Origin of the sequence: Proteus sp. CA142267, assembly GCF_003336825.1 — a bacterium.
Classification (GTDB): Bacteria; Pseudomonadota; Gammaproteobacteria; order Enterobacterales; family Enterobacteriaceae; genus Proteus; species Proteus terrae.
On sequence record NZ_QPMG01000010.1, the window covers coordinates 1 to 18,848 of the forward strand.

General features: G+C 39.1%; 20 protein-coding genes. 17 read left to right on the plus strand and 3 right to left on the minus strand.

Annotated features, from left to right (window positions below; genetic code table 11):
* From C0T34_RS14845 to C0T34_RS14925, 17 genes are all read left to right on the plus strand, one after another.
* Window positions 1-311 (plus strand): hypothetical protein (locus C0T34_RS14845; RefSeq protein ID WP_162556835.1); only part of this gene is annotated, 311 nt, incomplete at its 5' end.
* Between the two features lie 371 nt (window positions 312-682).
* A complete protein-coding gene (locus tag C0T34_RS14850; protein WP_036934524.1) occupies window positions 683-1,270 on the plus strand; it encodes a TetR/AcrR family transcriptional regulator in 588 nt (195 codons plus the stop codon).
* A gap of 26 nt (window positions 1,271-1,296) precedes the next feature.
* The gene (locus C0T34_RS14855) at window positions 1,297-2,151 is read left to right on the plus strand and encodes a winged helix family transcriptional regulator (RefSeq protein WP_098941773.1); all 855 of its coding nucleotides are present in this window, start codon (window positions 1,297-1,299) and stop codon (window positions 2,149-2,151) included.
* Complete coding sequence (locus tag C0T34_RS14860; RefSeq protein WP_006536331.1) at window positions 2,151-2,669, plus strand: FidL-like protein; 519 nt, start codon at window positions 2,151-2,153, stop codon at window positions 2,667-2,669. Before C0T34_RS14855 ends, C0T34_RS14860 begins: the two co-directional genes overlap by 1 nt.
* 678 nt (window positions 2,670-3,347) lie before the next feature.
* Entirely contained in the window at window positions 3,348-3,626 is a 279-nt protein-coding gene (locus tag C0T34_RS14865) for a BMC domain-containing protein (protein ID WP_004249182.1), read from the plus strand.
* 19 nt (window positions 3,627-3,645) lie between these two features.
* On the plus strand, window positions 3,646-3,930 hold the full coding sequence (locus C0T34_RS14870; RefSeq protein ID WP_006536329.1) for a BMC domain-containing protein: 285 nt from the start codon (window positions 3,646-3,648) through the stop codon (window positions 3,928-3,930).
* 14 nt (window positions 3,931-3,944) lie between these two features.
* Window positions 3,945-4,223, plus strand: a complete 279-nt coding sequence (locus tag C0T34_RS14875) for a BMC domain-containing protein (protein WP_006536328.1) — start codon at window positions 3,945-3,947, stop codon at window positions 4,221-4,223.
* A gap of 73 nt (window positions 4,224-4,296) precedes the next feature.
* Window positions 4,297-5,967, plus strand: a complete 1,671-nt coding sequence (locus C0T34_RS14880) for an acetaldehyde dehydrogenase (acetylating) (protein WP_109850391.1) — start codon at window positions 4,297-4,299, stop codon at window positions 5,965-5,967.
* A 26-nt stretch (window positions 5,968-5,993) separates the two neighbouring features.
* Window positions 5,994-6,257, plus strand: a complete 264-nt coding sequence (locus tag C0T34_RS14885) for a EutN/CcmL family microcompartment protein (protein ID WP_036934514.1) — start codon at window positions 5,994-5,996, stop codon at window positions 6,255-6,257.
* 7 nt (window positions 6,258-6,264) lie between these two features.
* Window positions 6,265-7,413 carry a 1-propanol dehydrogenase PduQ gene (locus tag C0T34_RS14890; RefSeq protein WP_109850392.1) on the plus strand — a complete coding sequence of 383 codons (1,149 nt, stop codon included), beginning with the start codon at window positions 6,265-6,267 and terminating at the stop codon, window positions 7,411-7,413.
* Window positions 7,414-7,469: 56 nt separating this feature from the next.
* Window positions 7,470-10,898, plus strand: coding sequence for a choline trimethylamine-lyase (gene cutC, locus C0T34_RS14895; protein WP_109850393.1), 3,429 nt, complete (start codon window positions 7,470-7,472; stop codon window positions 10,896-10,898).
* A 100-nt stretch (window positions 10,899-10,998) separates the two neighbouring features.
* On the plus strand, window positions 10,999-11,949 hold the full coding sequence (gene cutD, locus C0T34_RS14900; protein WP_109850394.1) for a choline TMA-lyase-activating enzyme: 951 nt from the start codon (window positions 10,999-11,001) through the stop codon (window positions 11,947-11,949).
* A 13-nt stretch (window positions 11,950-11,962) separates the two neighbouring features.
* Window positions 11,963-12,490 (plus strand): BMC domain-containing protein, encoded by a 528-nt coding sequence (locus tag C0T34_RS14905; RefSeq protein ID WP_098941779.1) that lies wholly within the window; start codon window positions 11,963-11,965, stop codon window positions 12,488-12,490.
* Window positions 12,490-13,134 (plus strand): phosphate propanoyltransferase, encoded by a 645-nt coding sequence (locus C0T34_RS14910; protein ID WP_098941780.1) that lies wholly within the window; start codon window positions 12,490-12,492, stop codon window positions 13,132-13,134. Before C0T34_RS14905 ends, C0T34_RS14910 begins: the two co-directional genes overlap by 1 nt.
* A 17-nt stretch (window positions 13,135-13,151) precedes the next feature.
* Window positions 13,152-13,856, plus strand: a complete 705-nt coding sequence (locus tag C0T34_RS14915) for a hypothetical protein (protein ID WP_098941781.1) — start codon at window positions 13,152-13,154, stop codon at window positions 13,854-13,856.
* 35 nt (window positions 13,857-13,891) lie between these two features.
* Window positions 13,892-14,302 (plus strand): multidrug efflux SMR transporter, encoded by a 411-nt coding sequence (locus C0T34_RS14920; protein ID WP_098941782.1) that lies wholly within the window; start codon window positions 13,892-13,894, stop codon window positions 14,300-14,302.
* Window positions 14,303-14,384: 82 nt separating this feature from the next.
* Window positions 14,385-14,711 (plus strand): multidrug efflux SMR transporter, encoded by a 327-nt coding sequence (locus C0T34_RS14925; RefSeq protein WP_004245856.1) that lies wholly within the window; start codon window positions 14,385-14,387, stop codon window positions 14,709-14,711.
* 231 nt (window positions 14,712-14,942) lie between these two features.
* Here the strand turns inward: C0T34_RS14925 and C0T34_RS14930 are convergent, their stop codons facing one another.
* From C0T34_RS14930 to C0T34_RS14940, 3 genes are all read right to left on the minus strand, one after another.
* Window positions 14,943-15,242 carry a helix-turn-helix transcriptional regulator gene (locus C0T34_RS14930; RefSeq protein WP_075673532.1) on the minus strand — a complete coding sequence of 100 codons (300 nt, stop codon included), beginning with the start codon at window positions 15,240-15,242 and terminating at the stop codon, window positions 14,943-14,945.
* Window positions 15,214-15,588 carry a type II toxin-antitoxin system RelE/ParE family toxin gene (locus C0T34_RS14935; RefSeq protein WP_098941783.1) on the minus strand — a complete coding sequence of 125 codons (375 nt, stop codon included), beginning with the start codon at window positions 15,586-15,588 and terminating at the stop codon, window positions 15,214-15,216. The genes C0T34_RS14930 and C0T34_RS14935 overlap by 29 nt, the downstream gene beginning before the upstream one ends.
* Before the next feature lie 180 nt (window positions 15,589-15,768).
* A complete protein-coding gene (locus tag C0T34_RS14940) occupies window positions 15,769-18,846 on the minus strand; it encodes a MexW/MexI family multidrug efflux RND transporter permease subunit (protein ID WP_109850395.1) in 3,078 nt (1,025 codons plus the stop codon).
* Between the last annotated feature and the right edge of the window lie 2 nt (window positions 18,847-18,848).

Below are 18,848 nucleotides of genomic sequence, written 5' to 3' on the forward strand. Positions count from 1 at the left end.
ATACAATAAATGAAGAACCTATATATGATACAATAAATGAAGAACCTATATATGATACAATAAATGAATATTTTTTAGATTTAATAATAAAACCTTCTGAGTCAAGGAATGAAAATAAATCATCAGCAGTTGAAGAGGAATATAGTAGTGTTATTGATAGTATAGCTGAACCTAGTGAAGATATTTATACTTTGCCTTACGATCATGTTCTTTCTGATAAAGATCTTCGTGATACTCTTCCAACGGGAAATGAAAATATAGAATTAGGGAGTTTTTCACCTAAAGATAAAACCAAATTTAATACCATTTAACTGGTGGTGATTCTATTTTTAATAAAAAACAGCAGTATAAAGATATAATGATCCAGATGAAAAAATAAGCGTAATTAAAAATAAAGAAATTAATTAGATATTGATTTCTTTATTTTTGCTAAATTGGTTTTTTAATTAAGATTATAAACATATTTGTTTTTTGATAAAAATCAAATTTTAGATCCCTTTAATTTTTAAATTAATTATTTAGATCAATCTTGTAAAATAAGTTTAATTTTTTAAATTAAATTTGATTGGGAAATAAAGGAATGTGAAGTCAACTGCATTATTTACATATAATAAGCCTCAGTCGAAATCAGATTGATTTCGATCAATAAGGAACATACCGACTGGTCGGTATCATCCTGTGCATGAATACAACTGCGCATCACCGAAAAAAAGACCCTATCCGAGTTCAAGAGCAATTATTGGAAGCGGCAAGTATTATTGTGGCTAATGAAGGAATAGCTTCTCTCTCTTTAAATGCTGTAGCAAAAGAAGCGGGTGTAAGTAAAGGTGGTCTACTTCATCATTTCCCCGGAAAATTAGAATTAGTGCAGGCAGTATTTAAACGGCTATTAGGTATTATGGATAGTCGCATTGCAGTTATTATGGAAAATGATCCTATTGAAGCGGGGCGTTTTTCTCGCGCATATTTAACTTATATTTCTGATTTAAAACAGTCAGACGAAAGTCGCCAATTAGCTATACTGTCTTTAGCAATGCCAAACGAGCCTATTATGCGTAAATGTTGGCGAGATTGGATGTTAGATCATTTAGCCAAAGGCGATAAATTAGATAATAGTTATTTAGGTACATTAATTCGTTATGCTGCAGATGGTCTTTGGTTATCTGAATTAACAGAAGGCCCTACGATTTCACAAGAAGAGCGTAACGCATTAGTTGAAAGATTATCTGAGATGACATTTGACTATATGGCAAACACAGCAAATCAGTAATTTTAATCAGGATGAATGAGGGCACAATGAAATACAAAATAAATGCCTTAATTTATTACGACGCAACGGATGGCGCGATATCGTTAGAAAAAGAGAGTGTTGATACACATCTTTCTATTACCGCAAATGCGTTACTGTTTTATTTTATTCAGCATCCAGGTGTTGTTAATCGTGACGAAGTATTAAAACGTGTTTGGGATGATAATGGGTTAGTCTCATCAAACAGCAATTTAAACCAATATTTGAGTTTATTACGAAAAACATTTCGCCATTATGGTATTGAAAATATCATTGTCACTATTGCAAAAGGGCGATTAGAATTTAATCCAGATATTTCAGTTGAACTTATTGATGACTCAACGCTGTTACCTTCAACTCAAACAAATGAAGAAGCACCTATTTTAGTTAAAGATGAAAATAAAATAGCTGTTGAAACAACGACACCTTCATCTTTAACGCAAACACCTTTAGAGTCTATACAAGAAGAAGCATCGCAACAAAAACAGAAACCAGAAATTTGTTGGTATTTAGCCAGCATTGGTTTTTTATTAGGTGCGGTATTTCTTGCGGTGATCATCTTTTTTAATCAACATCAATCAAAGCCAATTTCACTGACACCATTAACACATAATGATTGTGAATTACTTTCTAATGAAGCCATGATTAATTCTACGGTAAGTGATAATTATGTTCGCAATTTTGACGCAGTAAGAAAGAAGCTTAATTTACAGTGTGTGAAAGGTGAGCGATTTGTTTTCTTCTATGGTGATAAATTACAAACAAATGGATTGGGGCGAGTATTTTTAGCGCACTGTGCAAAGAATGAAGATAATCCATTTAGTTATTGCGACAATTACTTTTACTATTCTTGGAAATACTAATGAAAATCTCAGGGAAACTTTTATGTTTTTTATCGGCCCTGATTTTTATCTTGGTCGCCACTTATGCAGCAACAAGATTATTAACCATTAAAAATGAAGGTGTCATGGTTTGTTCAACCAAAGGCATTATGCGTTTTGAAAATATGGAAGATGAAAATGTAAATGGCAATATTCATTTTTCATTTGGTGCCAATGGTAAAGGATCAATTGTTGTTGAAGGCTATACCACCTCAAAAGCAGGATGGTTGTATTTACAACGCTATGTGAAATTTGATTATACGACCAAACGTGTTTCACCGACAGAACGCCACTATTTTGTTAGCCAATGGGATGCTAGTGCATCATCAATCGATGAATCTCCAGACGTTATTTTTGACTATTTTATGCGTGAAATGTCAGACAGTCATGATGGGTTATTTATTAATGCACAGAAGCTAAATGAAAAAACGTTACTATTAAGTTCGCTCAATTCACCGCTCTATATTTGTACCTTAAAACCGGGCAGTAAATTCGATTAATAATCCTGATTATCTGATTCTATTTTTGCAAGGTGGCTTCTATATAGTCACCTTTTTGTTTATCTAACACGCAATACATCCCATCCTTTTAATTAACTTTCTATTCTCACATAGCCTTAGGTTTAGCTCTTAGATTTAGCACTTTGCTTATTGTGTAATTTGAACGGATTGTCTGCATGACTTTTTATAGCGTAAGAGTGCCCACCTTTATTTTTTATACACCGCAGTGAAGGTTTAGATTTAATAAATACGTTATCAACAAAAAAATAGCACGATTTGTATATAGACTCGATTTAGCCTTTTTCAATTATTGATCTCATATTGAAATATCAGTGATATCTCGCACATCTTTTCCTCCAATATGTACTGCCTTTTTGCACCTTTTCAACATCTTCCTAACAAAGTTAATTCGCCTATTTTTTCATCTTTTTTTTGTGGTAAGCAATAAATTTATAACGATGAAAAAAGTAAATTAACAGCACGGATGTGTAAATAACGACATAAAAAACACTAAATAGTAGAGTTAAATTCTATATATCGCAATATTATGGATTTATATTTTGTTTTCGTTTTTACGCGTTATAGTGATTTTGAAACCAACGTCTGCGTTTAAAAAATCACCACGCAGACACAATGGGCAAACGTAAACCGTTAAACGGCTTCTCGGAGGAAATGAAAATGGGTGATGCATTAGGTCTGATTGAAACCAAAGGTCTGGTGGCATGTATTGAAGCCGCTGACGCTATGTGTAAAGCCGCGAACGTTGAACTTATTGGCTATGAAAATGTAGGTTCAGGTCTCGTGACTGCGATGGTGAAAGGCGACGTAGGCGCAGTGAAAGCTGCAGTAGATTCAGGTGTGGAGTCAGCACAGCGCGTGGGTGAAGTTGTTACATCGCTTGTGATTGCTCGTCCTCACAATGACATCAACAAGATTGTTATCAAACACAAGGCATAGTTTTGCCTTAGGAGAACGTATGGGTGATGCATTAGGACTTATTGAAACTCAAGGGCTGGTTGCTTGTATTGAAGCAGCTGACGCGATGTGTAAAGCGGCAAATGTTGAGTTAATCGGCTACGAAAATGTAGGTTCAGGTTTAGTGACTGCAATGGTGAAAGGTGATGTAGGTGCCGTTAAAGCCGCTGTGGAATCTGGCTTAGAAGCTGCTCAACGTGTTGGTACTGTTGTGACTTCATTAGTTATCGCTCGTCCACATAACGATATTCAAAAAATCGTTGCCCAGTACAAAGTGACTGAATAACGAAGGAAATAAATATGAAAGAAGCACTAGGTCTAGTTGAAACCAAAGGTCTTGTCGCTTGCATTGAAGCTGCTGATGCAATGTGCAAAGCAGCCAATGTTGAACTGATTGGTTATGAAAACGTCGGTTCAGGTTTAGTGACAGCAATGGTGAAAGGCGATGTCGGTGCAGTAAATGCAGCGGTTGAATCAGGTGTTGAAGCGGCAAAACGTATCGGCACTGTGGTGACTTCTCGTGTTATTGCAAGACCGCATAACGATATCGAGAAAATCGCACAGCAGCACAAAGCCTGATTTTTCAGGCGTGCTGTAAAGCAAAGAAATAAGTTATTCAGCTAAATTTTTTAACTCCTGTATGGGGGAAGACATGGTTGCATTAGATAAAGATTTGCAATCCAGACAACTGGCTCGTGAGCTAGTTCGTAACGCGAAAAATGCACAACTTGTTTATGCTAAATTTTCGCAGGAAAAAATCGACAGTATTGTAAAACACATTGCATTTGAAGCTGCTCGTCATGCAGAAGAGCTGGCAAAAATGGCGAACGAAGAAACAGGCTTTGGTAAGTGGGAAGACAAAGTTCTGAAAAATACCTTCGCGTCATTGCGTGTGTATGAACATATGAAAGACATGAAGACCGTTGGCATTATCAATGACGATAAAGTGAAAAAAGTCATGGATGTCGGCGTACCTTTAGGTGTTATCACGGCGTTAGTTCCTTCAACTAATCCAACATCAACCATTATCTATAAAACCCTAATTGCACTGAAAGCGGGTAATGCGATTATTTTCTCTCCGCATCCAAATGCAAAACAGTGTAGTTTCCGTGCGTTAGAAATTGTTAAAAAAGCTGCGCTAGAAGCCGGGGCGCCAGCTGGGATCGTTGATGGTGTGACATTACTAACACTGGAAGCGACGAAAGAATTAATGCACAGCAAAGATGTGTCATTAATTTTAGCGACTGGTGGTGAAGGTATGGTGCGTGCAGCTTATGCATCAGGCACACCGACAATCAGTGGTGGCCCAGGTAATGGCCCTGCCTTTATCGAACGCAGTGCCGATATCAAAAAAGCAGTTAGCGATATCATCACCAGTAAAACATTCGACAATGGGGTTATCTGTGCATCAGAGCAATCCATTATCGTTGAACGTTGCATTTATAACGAAGTTCACCGCGAGCTATTAGCGCAAGGTGCTTACTTTATGAATGACGAAGAAGCAACAAAAGTGGCTTCAATGTTACTGCGTGCTAACGGCACAATTAACCCAGCGGTTGTGGGTAAAGATGCGATTTATTTAAGTCAGCGTGCAGGTTTTAGCGTACCCACAAATACGCGTGTATTAATCGCATTACAAGATACTGTTTCACCAAAAAATCCGTATTCACGTGAAAAACTATGCCCAATCTTAGGGATGTATATCGAAGAAGATTGGAAATCAGCGTGCGATCGCGTGGTGCAATTACTGACTAACGAAGGTTTAGGTCATACCTTAGTTATTCACACCAAAAATGAAGATGTTATTCGTCAATTCTCTTTAGAAAAACCTGTTAACCGTATTCTGATTAATACCCCTGCGGCATTAGGCGGTATCGGTGCAACAACCAATATTACTCCTGCACTTACTTTAGGTTGCGGTGCTGTTGGTGGCGGTTCTAGCTCTGACAACGTTGGCCCAATGAATCTACTGAATATTCGTAAAGTAGGTTATGGCGTGCGTACCGTTGAAGAGTTGAAACAACCTTGTCCTTTAGCACAAGAAGTTGCTCAACCTGCTGTTTCTGCTTGTGCTGTTTCTAGCGCAAATCACCAGACCAGCATTCTTGATGATGATCGTTTTCGTTCACCTTCTTTAACTCCTGTTCATGCTGAATGTGCAACTGCACAACGTCAAACTCAAGGTGATGATCGTTTTGGTGCATCTCCTTATGCAGCAACGACGGTTAGTGCTTGTGCGCAACAAGTGATTGAACAAGGTGATATTACCGAAGAAAACGTGGAACGCATTATCAAGGAAGTTCTCGGACGTCTGAGTAAATAACTCATTGATATAAGGCGATATAAACCATGATCCTCGCAAAGGTAATCGGACACGTAGTAGCGACACAAAAAAGCCCAGAACTTAAAGGGAGCAATTTATTAATGATAGCGACCTTAGATGATGAGCTTAAGCCACTGAAAAACAAAACGTATGTTGCAGTGGATAGTGTGGGTGCAGGTATCAACGATGTTGTGTTGGCTGAAGAATACTTCGCACTGAACAAAGAACGTTACAAAGCGATGTCAGTGGTTGCCATTGTTGAGAAGGTTTATCGGGACAGTAAGGAGTAATAACGACATGAGTGAGTTTCTGATAAAACCCAAAATTCAGTTTGGCACCAATGCGCTGGATTTTCTTTCTGGGTTAACTGCCTGCCGCGCATTTGTGGTGACAGATAAAGCAATGGTGAAGTTCGGCTTTGCAAATAAAGTCACTGACAAGTTAATGCAACGGGGTATCGAGTTCCAAGTTTACGATGATGTTGCTTCAGATCCGGATATTTCAGCCATCGTAAGTGGTATGAAGATGATGGATGCGCATTATCCAGATTTGGTTATCGCACTCGGTGGTGGATCAGTGATTGATGCCGCAAAAGCCGTTATGTACTCCCTCTGGCATGCCCGTAAAGAGAGCAACAGAACAAAACCACAATTTATTGCTATCCCAACCACTAGCGGTACGGGCTCTGAAGTGACCTCTTTTTCAGTGATCAAATCACGCAGTGAAAAATTGGTCTTGGTTGATGAGTTTATGTTGCCTGATGTCGCCATTCTCGATCCTGAGTTGGTGAAATCTGTCCCCCCTGCAATTACGGCAGATACAGGTATGGATGTCCTTTGTCATGCACTAGAAGCTTATGTTTCTAAAGCGGCATCTGATTTTTCTGATGCGATGGCAGAAAAAGCCGTCAAGTTAGTATTTGGTCATCTTATTGATTGCCACCATCAAGGTGACAACTTATCTGCTCGCGAAAAAATGCATAACGCATCTTGTATTGCAGGCATGGCATTTACTAACGCTTCGTTGGGTATTACTCACAGTCTTGCCCATGCATTAGGTGGTGTATTCCACGTACCTCACGGTCGTGCAAATGCGTTATTGATGACACATGTCGTCGCTTTTAACGCCAATCTTCATGGTGATTGTAATAGTGAAGCAGCAAAACGTTACGCCTATCTTGCTCAAAGCTTAGGACTTCCAGCTAACACAGTAAGAGAAGGGGTAACCAGTTTAATCGTCGCCATTAATGTATTGAAAGATGAAATGGGTATGCCGAAGAGTATTCGCGATACCGGTGTCAGTGAAGCGGACTTTTATGCCCGTTTAACGGAAATGGTCGGACAGGCTTTACGAGATAGCTGTACGCCGACAAATCCACGTGACGTGAACACACACCAATTAGAAACATTGTATCGTCAGGCATTTGCCGGTGTATCACACAGTTAATGCTCAACCGAATTAATACCGATTAGGTCAAGTAAAGAACATCAGGAGAGCCTCATATGGCCAAATATTCTTTGACGCCACGCGTAAAAATGCTGGCAGAACGTTTAGTTTCACGTAATAGCTCAATCAGTACAGAGCGTGCGACAATTTTTGATTCATTAGACAACAGCATTGCAGGTGTTCCACAAGCGATTAAGCCGGCACAACGTTTTTATGAGTTTATCCGCCATTTTCCAAGCTATATTGCACAAGATGAACTGATTATCGGCAGCCAGTCATCAACACCACGCGGTGCGATTTTCCATACTGAAGAAGAAGTACGTAGTGACTCTATCTACCGTTTCTTAAGTATTAATAATAGCGTTGCATCACCTGATTACATGCTGGTGGTAAACCAAGGTTTCTTAGCCATCAAAGCACAGCTTGAAGACAGAATTAGAAGCATTGGTAGTGCCGTAAATCGTAGCAGTATGGATGAAGCTAATTACTGTAAATCAGCTATTTATGCATGTGATGCAGCACTGTATTTTGCACAAATTCTGTCTGCAAAAGCAGAGAATTTAGCTGCAATGGAAGGTAACCCATATCGTAAAGCAGAATTATTAGATAGCGCAGCGGTATTACGTAAAGTACCTGCAAAACCAGCAGAAACCTTTAAAGAAGCGGTTCAAGTATTCTATTTACTGCAATTAGTTTTACATCTGGAAAATGGTAGCTATGCCATTAATCCAATGGGATTCGATAAAGCACTTTATCCATTCTATCAACGTGATATCGACCAAGGTCGTTTAACACAAGCACAAGCGTATGAAATTGTTGAAAGTGTATGGCTGAAATTAGCTGAGCTTTCAGAAGTGCGTGCGACCAAAGAAGTTGATGGTTATCCAATGTTTGATGCTATGACGCAAGGTGTTGATATCAACGATCCACGTGTCAGCATTAACGAATTATCAGAAATGTTGCTATCAGCTCGCGCTAACTTGTCAACTTTGCACAGTTCACTGCAAGTGCGTTTATACAATGGCCGTATGAATTCACAGCCTCAATATGCCGCACCTTCTGCAAACGTTGTGGCACCAAGCACTGATGCGGGTGAATTTAAAGTGATGGAAGGCTTAACACCGCGTTTGCAACGCTTACGTAATCGCTATTTAGAAGCTCGCCCAAGTGTTTCTATCTACAGAGCATTAGCATTTACTGAAATTGTCCGTAATAACCCAGGTTTACCACCGATTTTACTGCGCGCTAAAGCATTCCGTCGTGCATGTGAAACTGCACCTATCTTAATTCAAGATGAAGAACTAATTGTTGGACACCCTTGTGGAAAACCGCGTGCGGGTGCTTTCTCTCCTGATATTGCGTGGCGTTGGGTTCGTGATGAACTTGATACCATGAGCACACGTCCACAAGATCCATTCCAAATTTCAGAAGAAGACAAAAAAGTTATTCGTGAAGAGATTGTTCCATTCTGGGAAGGACGCTCACTGGATGAGATCTGTGAAGCACAATACCGTGAAGCGGGTGTGTGGGAATTTAGTGGCGAAACTTTTGTCAGTGATCTTTCTTATCACCAAATCAATGGTGGTGGCGATACTTGCCCAGGTTATGACGTACTACTTTTCACCAAAGGTATGAACGGTATTAAAGCTGATGCGCAAGCAAAACTGGCTGAATTAAGCATGGAAAATCCTGCTGATATCGACCGTATCTACTTCTACAAAGCGTCTATTGAAAGCTGTGAAGGTGTGATTGCTTACGCCCATCGCATTGCAGAACATGCACGTGAATTAGCATCAAAAGAGAGCAATCCACAACGTCGTGAAGAGTTAATGACGATTGCTCAAGTTAACGAAAACGTACCTGCTAATCCACCAAAAACACTGCAAGAAGCACTGCAAAGTATCTGGACGGTTGAGTCACTGTTTGAAGTTGAAGAGAACCAAACGGGTCTTTCTTTAGGTCGTTTAGACCAATACTGCTTCCCAATGTATGAAAACGATATCAAATCAGGTCGTTTAACGCGTGAACAAGCACTGGAAATGATGCAAGCCTTTATCATCAAATGTGCTGAGTTAATGTGGATGTCGAGTGAGCTAGGAGCGAAATATTTCGCAGGTTATCAGCCATTTATTAACTTAACCATTGGTGGACAAAAACGCTCTGGTGGCGACGCGTGTAACGACTTAACTTACTTGATTATGGATGCAGTGCGCTTTGTGAAAGTGTATCAACCCTCACTAGCATGTCGTATTCATAACCAATCACCACAGCAATATATGGAAAAAATTGTTGATGTAGTTAAAGCGGGTATGGGTTTCCCTGCATGTCACTTCGATGACTCTCATATCAAGATGATGCTACGTAAAGGCTTCGACTTTGAAGATGCGCGTGACTACTGCTTGATGGGTTGTGTTGAGCCACAAAAATCAGGTCGTATTTATCAGTGGACATCAACAGGCTATACCCAATGGCCTATCGCGATTGAGTTTGTATTAAACCGCGGTCGTATGGTGTTGTTCGATAGCTATCAAGGTCTAGATACTGGTGATTTACGAGATCTACGTACTTATGAAGATTTCGATCGTGCCGTAAAAGAGCAAGTAGCACATATCGTTCGTTTATCCGCAATTGGTACTGTGATAAGTCAACGTGTTCACCGTGATGTTGCACCAAAACCATTAATGTCTCTGCTGGTTGAAGGCTGTATGGAACAAGGTAAAGACGTGACCGCAGGTGGTGCAATGGTAAACCATGGCCCAGGTCTGATCTTCTCTGGTTTAGCGACTTATGTGGACTCAATGGCCGCTATTCGCAAACTTGTTTATGAAGATAAAAAATACACCTTAGAACAAATTCGTGACGGTCTATTAGCGAATTTTGAAGGCCAAGAAGAGTTATTACGTGACTGCTTGAACGCACCGAAATTTGGTAACGATGATGATGTTGTTGACCAATATGCGTTAGATATTACGGAATGGACTGAGCGTGAATGTCGTAAATACAAGATGCTCTACTCCACATTCAGTCACGGTACGCTGTCTATCTCTAACAATACGCCAATTGGTGAGTTAACAGCAGCCACACCAAATGGTCGCTTAGCATGGAAACCATTATCAGATGGTATCAGCCCAACACAAGGCGCTGATAAACATGGCCCAACTGCGATTATCAAATCAATCAGTAAGATGAATGTTGAAACTATGAACATCGGTATGGTTCATAACTTCAAATTCCTGAAAGGATTGTTAGATACCAATGAAGGACGCCAAGGTTTAATTACCTTATTAAGAACGGCTTCAATTCTGGGTAACGGCCAGATGCAATTTAGCTATGTTGATAATGAAGTACTGAAAAAAGCACAACTTGAGCCTGAAAAATACCGCGATTTGATTGTTCGCGTTGCAGGTTACAGTGCTTACTTCGTTGAATTATGTAAAGAAGTTCAGGATGAAATTATCAGTCGTACTGTGATTGAGAAATTCTAATCATAGCCATAGGGATGGCTCAGGCTATCCCTTTAAATCGACAAGACAAGATTTAAATTTATCGAACAGGGATGTTTGATGCAGATTTGGAGGCGTAAAGATGGAGACGGCGGCAGAAACAAGAGGTCGGATATTTAATATCCAGAAATACTCTATTTATGACGGTGATGGTATTCGTACTCTCGTTTTTTTAAAAGGCTGTAATATCCGCTGCCCTTGGTGTTCAAATCCAGAAGGTCTTAGCAGTGAATTTCAGGTGATGTACTCTCACGACAAATGCGTAGATTGCGGTAAATGCGTTGATGTTTGTCCAGCAGGTGTGCATTACATGACAACCAATGAAAGTGGTAAACAAGTTCATCGTGTTGATCGCGCTGTTGATTGTATTGGTTGTCGTAAATGTGAAGAAGTCTGTATCTCTGATGCCCTTGATATTATGGGAAAAGATGTTTCAGTCTCTGAGCTAATGAAAATCATCATGCAAGATTATGACTTTTACATCTCTTCAGGAGGTGGTGTCACAATCGGTGGCGGTGAAATGAGTTTACAAACTGATTTTGCGGTCGCGCTTTTACGAGAATGTAAAAAAATGATGATCAATACTGCAGTGGAAACACAAGCGACCACTAATGTGGCGAATTATGAAAAATTAGCGGAAGTGGTTGATCAATTTCTGATTGATATCAAACACATTGATACCACTCAGCATAAAGCACTGTTTGGTATTGGTAATGAGAATGTTCGTCGTAACCTAGAACGTTTGATGGATCTTGGTGCAAATGTGGTGATCCGTATGCCTTTAGTGCGAGGCTATAACGACTCTTATGACGCGATCACTGGGGCGATTAACTACGCAATGGAACTCTCAAAACGTGGCAATATTCAGCGTATCGATATTCTTCCTTATCACCAATTTGGACGTAACAAATACGAAAAATTGGAAATGATCTACCCGATAAAAACCGATCCAAGTTATACGCCAGAAGAGTTAGACAGTTTAGAAGCCTTCTTTAAGAAATTTGATTTCGATATCCGTCTTGTCCGTCACTAAGTAGGAGAGAAAGATGAACAGTTTAGGTGTAATTGAAACGCGAGGATTAACCGCAGCTATTCAAGCCGCAGATGCTGCTTGTAAAGCGGCAAATGTAGAAATTATCGGATACCGAAAAGTGGGATCTGGCTTGGTATCAATCTGTTTTCAGGGAGAGATCAGTGCAGTAAGAACAGCAGTTGACCATGGCGTTGATGTGGTGAGTCAAAAAGAGCTGGTGATTGGTTCATTGGTTATCGCAAGACCAGAGCCAAGCGTTATTACTAAACTGCTTACAGTTAAAGGTAAGAAAAAAGCCCCTATTGTTGCTGAAAAAGTGCAAGAGGCGACTATTGAAAAAGTTGTTGAAACCACCGTTGAAACAGTCGTTGAGACAAGAGCTGAAGCTCCTGTTAAAAACGAAATTGAGCACATTGAAGCCACAAAAGAAGTTGCGGATTTGCAGGCTCAAAATATTGCTTCTGAAACTAAAGCAGTAACAGATAAAGCACAAAGCAGTAAAAAAGAGCTCAAACCAGAAAGCCGTAAAGGTAAAAAATAATGATTAATCAACAACTCATGGGAAAAATTCTCTCTCGTTTACCTACACATGGTGTAATGTTGGGAGAGACGCAAGGAATGGCTATCCCTGTTGGTATTTCTAATCGTCATGTACATCTTTCACAGAAAGATGTTGAAGCGTTATTTGGTAAGGGTTATCAGCTCACGCCGTTTAAAGACTTAAAACAACCAGGTCAGTTTGCAGCAAAAGAGTGTGTGATGGTTGTGGGGCCAAAAGGCTCGATCAGTAAAGTTCGTGTTTTAGGGCCGGTTCGTCCACAAAGTCAGTTAGAAATTTCAAAAGCAGACTGTTTTGCATTAGGTGTTAAAGCGCCAGTACGTGAGTCAGGTGATTTGGTTGGTTCTGGTCAAGCTGTATTAATGGGCCCTGCGGGTCATGTTGAATTACAAGAGCAAGTGATCTGTGCTCAACGCCATATTCATATGAGTGAAATTGACGCCAGAATGTTAAATGTCACCAATGGGCAAAAAGTACAGGTTAAAACAGAAGGTGAGCGTAGTCTGATTTTTGATGAAGTTGTTGTTCGTGTTAGTGAAAAATTTGCTTTGGAATTTCATATAGATACTGATGAAGCTAATGCTGCAGGACTTCGTAACAACGATAGCGTATTTATTGTCAGCTAAGACAATGAGGTGACGTAATGGACAATCAGTTAATTGAAAGGATAGTGGCTGAAATAGAAAAAAGAATGAAAAAGTCGGTGTTGTTGGCACTTACACCTGCGCCGGGATATCAAGATGAAATCTGTCAGCGTATTAACACTTTTTCTCATATTCGATTTTCTCTTTTTGTTACAGCATCGGCACAAGTCAGTCATGATTTGTCGAAATGGCGTCATCTAGGGGAAATATATAATGCGAGTGAGTTCGATTGCCAGCAGTTATCGACTTATCACGCACTGTTTGTTCCTTATTTTGATAAAAAGCTGGTGGGTGAAATTATTAACGGATTATTTATAAGTGAAGAAGGAAAGCTAATTCATTCTGCACTTGCTCAAAATATTCCTGTTATTGCATTACCTTATTTTTGCCAACCAGAAAGTGAATTAAATGAGATTTTAGGTTTAAATAAAAATAAAGAGTACAACCTGCTTATTCAGGAAAATATTAGTCGATTAAAATCAATGGGTATTATGTTTCACTCTATAAATGATGTTGAAGCTAATTTAATAAACCATGATGTTAAGCATCAAACTAAATCTGAATATAAACCTAAAATTAAACAAGAGAATAATAATCGCTATATTACTTTGAAAGAAGTAATGAATAAGCCTGGAGAATATCATTTATCGCAAGATAAATTGACGGATTCTGCTATTGAATATTTAAAAAGTTTGAAAAATTAATCTTAAATTATATCTGATAACTCAGGAGTCTTATTATGTCACCAAAAGCTAAATCATGGCTTTGGATGCTGGCGGTTATTATTTCAGAAACCTCAGCAACCTCTACTTTAAAAATGTTTGATAATAGCGAAGGAACAACCAAAACATTATTGTTAGGCTTAATTGTTGTTTTATACGTTATTTGTTATTACTCATTATCGCGTGCAGTGAAAAATATTCCTGTTGGTCTGGCTTATGCAACATGGTCTGGTACAGGTATATTAGTGGTTTCTTCTTTAGGTATGTTGTTTTATGGTCAACATCCTGATACTGCTGCAATTATCGGTATGGCTGTTATTGCCAGTGGTATTGTGATTATGAACCTCTTCTCCAAAATGGGATCAGAAGAAGAAGAGACAACTGAAACTCCGAATATTAAACAGGCAGTATCGCCAGTTAATAAATAAATCTATTTCTTGATAAATCTATTTTTAATAAAACTATTCTTTGATAAATAAGTATTTATTAAAATAAATAAGGATAACAATTATGTTTACCGGATTCTTATGGCTGGCGCTGTCTATTGGTTCTGAAATCACTGGTACTTCAATGATTAAAAAGACCAACGGCTTTAGTAAATTAGCCCCTTCTGTTTTAGTTATTGCTGCTTACTGTATTTGTTATTTTGCTTTAACACGTGCAATGGGATATATCCCTGTTGGTGTCGCTTATTCACTTTGGTGTGGGTTTGGTATTGTGGGTGTAACGTTAGTTGCGATGATTTTATATAAACAAAAACCAGATTTACCAGCTATATTCTCTATGGCATTGATTATCTCTGGTGGGATAATTATGAATACATTCTCTACCATGTAGTTGCATATTAATTATTTTTAATAGAAACACTGAGTTTTAGGTAAAATAGATTCAGTGTTTCTATTTTTTGAAATATAAAAATCACAATATGTTATTTTTATACAATGATTTCAGTTAACGATTTTATTTCAAAACGGATCTGAGTTTATCTTGATAACTTTAAAGATAAAATCCCCATTGCATTCACAAAGGGGATGGTTTATGACATTACTGTTTATTATTTATCTAAATTTAAAGATGAAATACACGACCTTCACCAGTAGGTAATTCAATCGTTAAGCTAAGTTTACCGCCTAAAGCTTCAACATAGCGTTTTAATGTTGCCAGTTTTAGATCGTTACCTCTTTGCTCGATTTGGGTAATCGCAGGTTGAGAAATCCCTAGGTGAGTAGCAAGTTCTCTTTGTGAAATATTTAACTCTTCTCTTAAGATTTGTAGTCCTGTTTCTAGTATCAATTCATCAGCCATTTTTTTTATACGCTCTTGGCTTTCAGGAGAACGTTCAGCGATAGCTTGTTGAAGTGTTTTCATTGTCTTCTCTTATTGATAAAAGATATGAGGTAAATTCTCGATCCGCTATATGGATCATCGTTTGGTAAAATTTCTTATTGTTAGTTTTATTTCCTGCGCACAGTACAACGGCTTTTCTAGTTGGGTCAAACGCAAAAAATATTCGTATAGGCTTCCCTATGTGTTGTATCCGGAGCTCTTTCATATTGAGATATTTTGAACCTTTAATGGTATCAGCATGGGGTCTTGGTAACCTAGGCCCATAAACTTCTAGATTCTGTAAGGCTGCTAAAATTCGTTCTTGTAACTCGCTACTTTGTTCTGATAACCAAGAATCGAAATTATTTGTAAATAATACATTCCACACAGTTCACCTCATATAAGTTATAGCTTATTTTTAGAGTAATAAGCTACAACTTATATTTCAATGCTCGTCAGAGTAGCAAGGTAGTGTTTATTTTTCAAAGTATTCCTATTAATAAATAAAATCCCCATTGCATTCACAATGGGGATGGTTTACGACATTATTGCTTTTTATTTTTTAGTTTTACGGCTCACTAACTTGCTGTAACTGCTTTTGACGCTCAGTTTGAGCGCTGATTTGATGGTTTCGAGCCAAGAAACTATACATCGTTGGTAACACAAACAGGGTAAACAGTGTGCCGACTAACATGCCTGACACAATAATCAGCCCTAATCCATAGCGACTATTAGCACCTGCGCCACTGGCAAATAACAATGGAATAAGCCCAATAACCATTGCTGCCGTGGTCATTAAGACAGGACGTAAGCGGATTTTTGCTGCTTCAATAATGGCATCCCGACGGTTTAGATTTTTATGAACTTGCAATTCATTAGCGAATTCCACCATTAAAATGCCGTGCTTACTAATAAGTCCTATTAGTGTGACTAAACCAATTTGAGTGTAGATATTTAGCGTCACCATCCCTAAAGCGAGAGGGACTAATGCGCCACAAATTGATAGAGGTACAGTAATTAAGATAATCAAAGGGTCAACCAAACTTTCATACTGTGCAGCTAACACTAAATAAATAATGATAAGTGCTGCAATAAAAGCAAAGACTAACGTATTTCCTTCTTGGGTAAATTGGCGAGAATCAGATTGCCAATCATGACTAAAGCCCGCTGGTAATGAATCTGCTACAGTTTCAAGAAACGCGACTGCTTGTCCCATCGTGACACCTGGCGCGGGGATCGCTTGAAATATGGCGGCATTTTGTTGATTAAACTGTGTCAGTTTATTGGGTTCAACTTGAGTTGTGATATTCACAACTGTTGATAATGGGATCAACACGTTATCTTGAGTTCGAATATAGTGCCCAGCAAGAGCTGCAGGCGTTAAACGTTGGTGACGTACACTTTGTGGAATAACATCATAAGAGCGACCATCCATACCAAAACGATTGATATAGTGTTCACCGACTAATAATGAAAGTGATTCACCAATATCCTGCATGCGAATACCTAAACTATTGGCCTTAGCTCTGTCTATGGCAACTTGAACGACAGGATTGTTGTAATCTAAATCGCTATCCACCACGACAAACAAACCACTTTCTCTCGCTTGCTGTTTAATGTTTTCCATTGTTTCAAATAAAACGGGATAACCTAACGGGCTACGTAAAACCATTTGTACAGGTAATCCACCTACCGAGCCGGGTAAAGAGGCTAATTGGAAAGCAAAAATACTAGTGCCTTCAACATTATTGACGCGGTTTTGTAAGTCGGCTTGAATTTGATCTGCATTGCGATCGCGGAGATCCCAACCATCAAAGTTAATACCACCAAAGCTGGCTGAAGGCCCATCTGTACCGTTAATTATCCACGTGCTGTCTGTTTCTGGCAGACTCATATAAATTTCATCAAGCTTCTGATTAAAGCGTTCAGCATAAGCAAGATTTGCATGTTGCGGTGCTTTTACGGCGGTTAAGACACTCGCTTGATCTTCTGAAGGAGCCAGTTCTTGTTTTGTCTGACTATACAAAAACGGTAAGCTGACAAACACAGCTAAGGCAAAAACAATGGTTAACCAGCGATTAGCTAAAGAAAAATTGAGTACGTAACCATAATAATGAGCCAGTTTATCAAAGACATATTCGGCTATTTTAGACATTCTGCCTTCATTTTCTTTTGGTTTTAGCATTAACGAGCTCATCACTGGCGACAAGGTTAATGCCACAATACCGGATACAATCACACTACCTGCCAATGTTATGGCAAATTCTTTAAATAATGCCCCCGTTAATCCCGCCATTAAACCAATAGGAGCATAAACGGCGGCTAACGTGATCGTCATTGCAATAACTGGGCCGGCAACTTCTCTCGCACCGACTAAAGCGGCTTGAACAGGCGATAACCCTTCTTCAATATGGCGATGTACGTTTTCAACAACCACTATCGCATCATCCACAACTAATCCGATTGCTAAAACCATTGCCAGTAGAGTGAGCAAATTAATACTAAAACCAAAGGCAAGCATTAAACCGGCAGCACCTAACATTGATAATGGAATGGCAAGTACAGGAATAAGAACAGAACGGAACGATCCCAAGCAGAGATAAATAACCGCAATAACAATTAAAATAGCTTCAATTAAGGTTTGTACGACTTGGTTAATAGAGGCTTTGATAAAACGTGAAGTTTCAAATGCCAGTTCTACATCGACACTAGGGGGTAAGGTCTTTTGAATATCAACAAGATGTTCACGAATACCATCAACAATGACTAATGGATTACCCGTCGGTGTCGGAAACAGACCTAAGAATACGGCTTTTTTACCATTCATAATACCGCTGGTTTCAGTAGCTGCAGCACCTAATTCGACAGTACCGACATCACGTAAACGAACAAGATTATTGCCATCATTAATGATAACCATGTCTTTAAATTCTTCGACATTAGTGAGATCAGTATTGACATAAACATTGGCAATCACAAACTCGCCTTCGACTTTCCCGGGGGCAGCTTGATAGTTATTACGGCGTACTGCATTTGCAACATCGCTTGCCGTTAAGTTACGACCAGCCAGTTTGTCTGCATCTAACCACAAACGCATCGCTAATTGTTGTCCACCAAAAACTTGTACTTTGGCAACGCCATTGATGGATGAGAACATTGGTTCAACAACACGAGAAAGGTAGTCAGTGAGTTTAGGGATAGAAAGCTGTTCACTTGAAAATCCGACATAAGCCACCGCAGTAGATTCACCAGATGAAAGCTCGATAACGGGATCATAAGCTTGCTCAGGTAACTTATAACGTACCTGATTCACTTTCGCCATTACCTGCGTTAAGGCTTGAGTTGGATCGCGATTTAATTCCATTCTGACGGTGACTAAGCTTTTCCCTTGAACAGAAGAAGAGGAAATATAATCAACGCCCTCAACAGAGGAAACGGTTTGAGTGATCGGTTGTGTCACAAATCCTTGCATCAGTTCAGATGATGCTCCGGGATAGTCTGTTGCAATCGTAATAGTTGAATTTTGCAACATAGGGTACTGGCGAATAGGCAGTTTACTGAACGCAAATGCGCCCAGTAAAAAAATCAGTGTGCTAACAACTAATGCCAAAACAGGGCGCCGAACAAAAATATCGGTAAACTTCATTA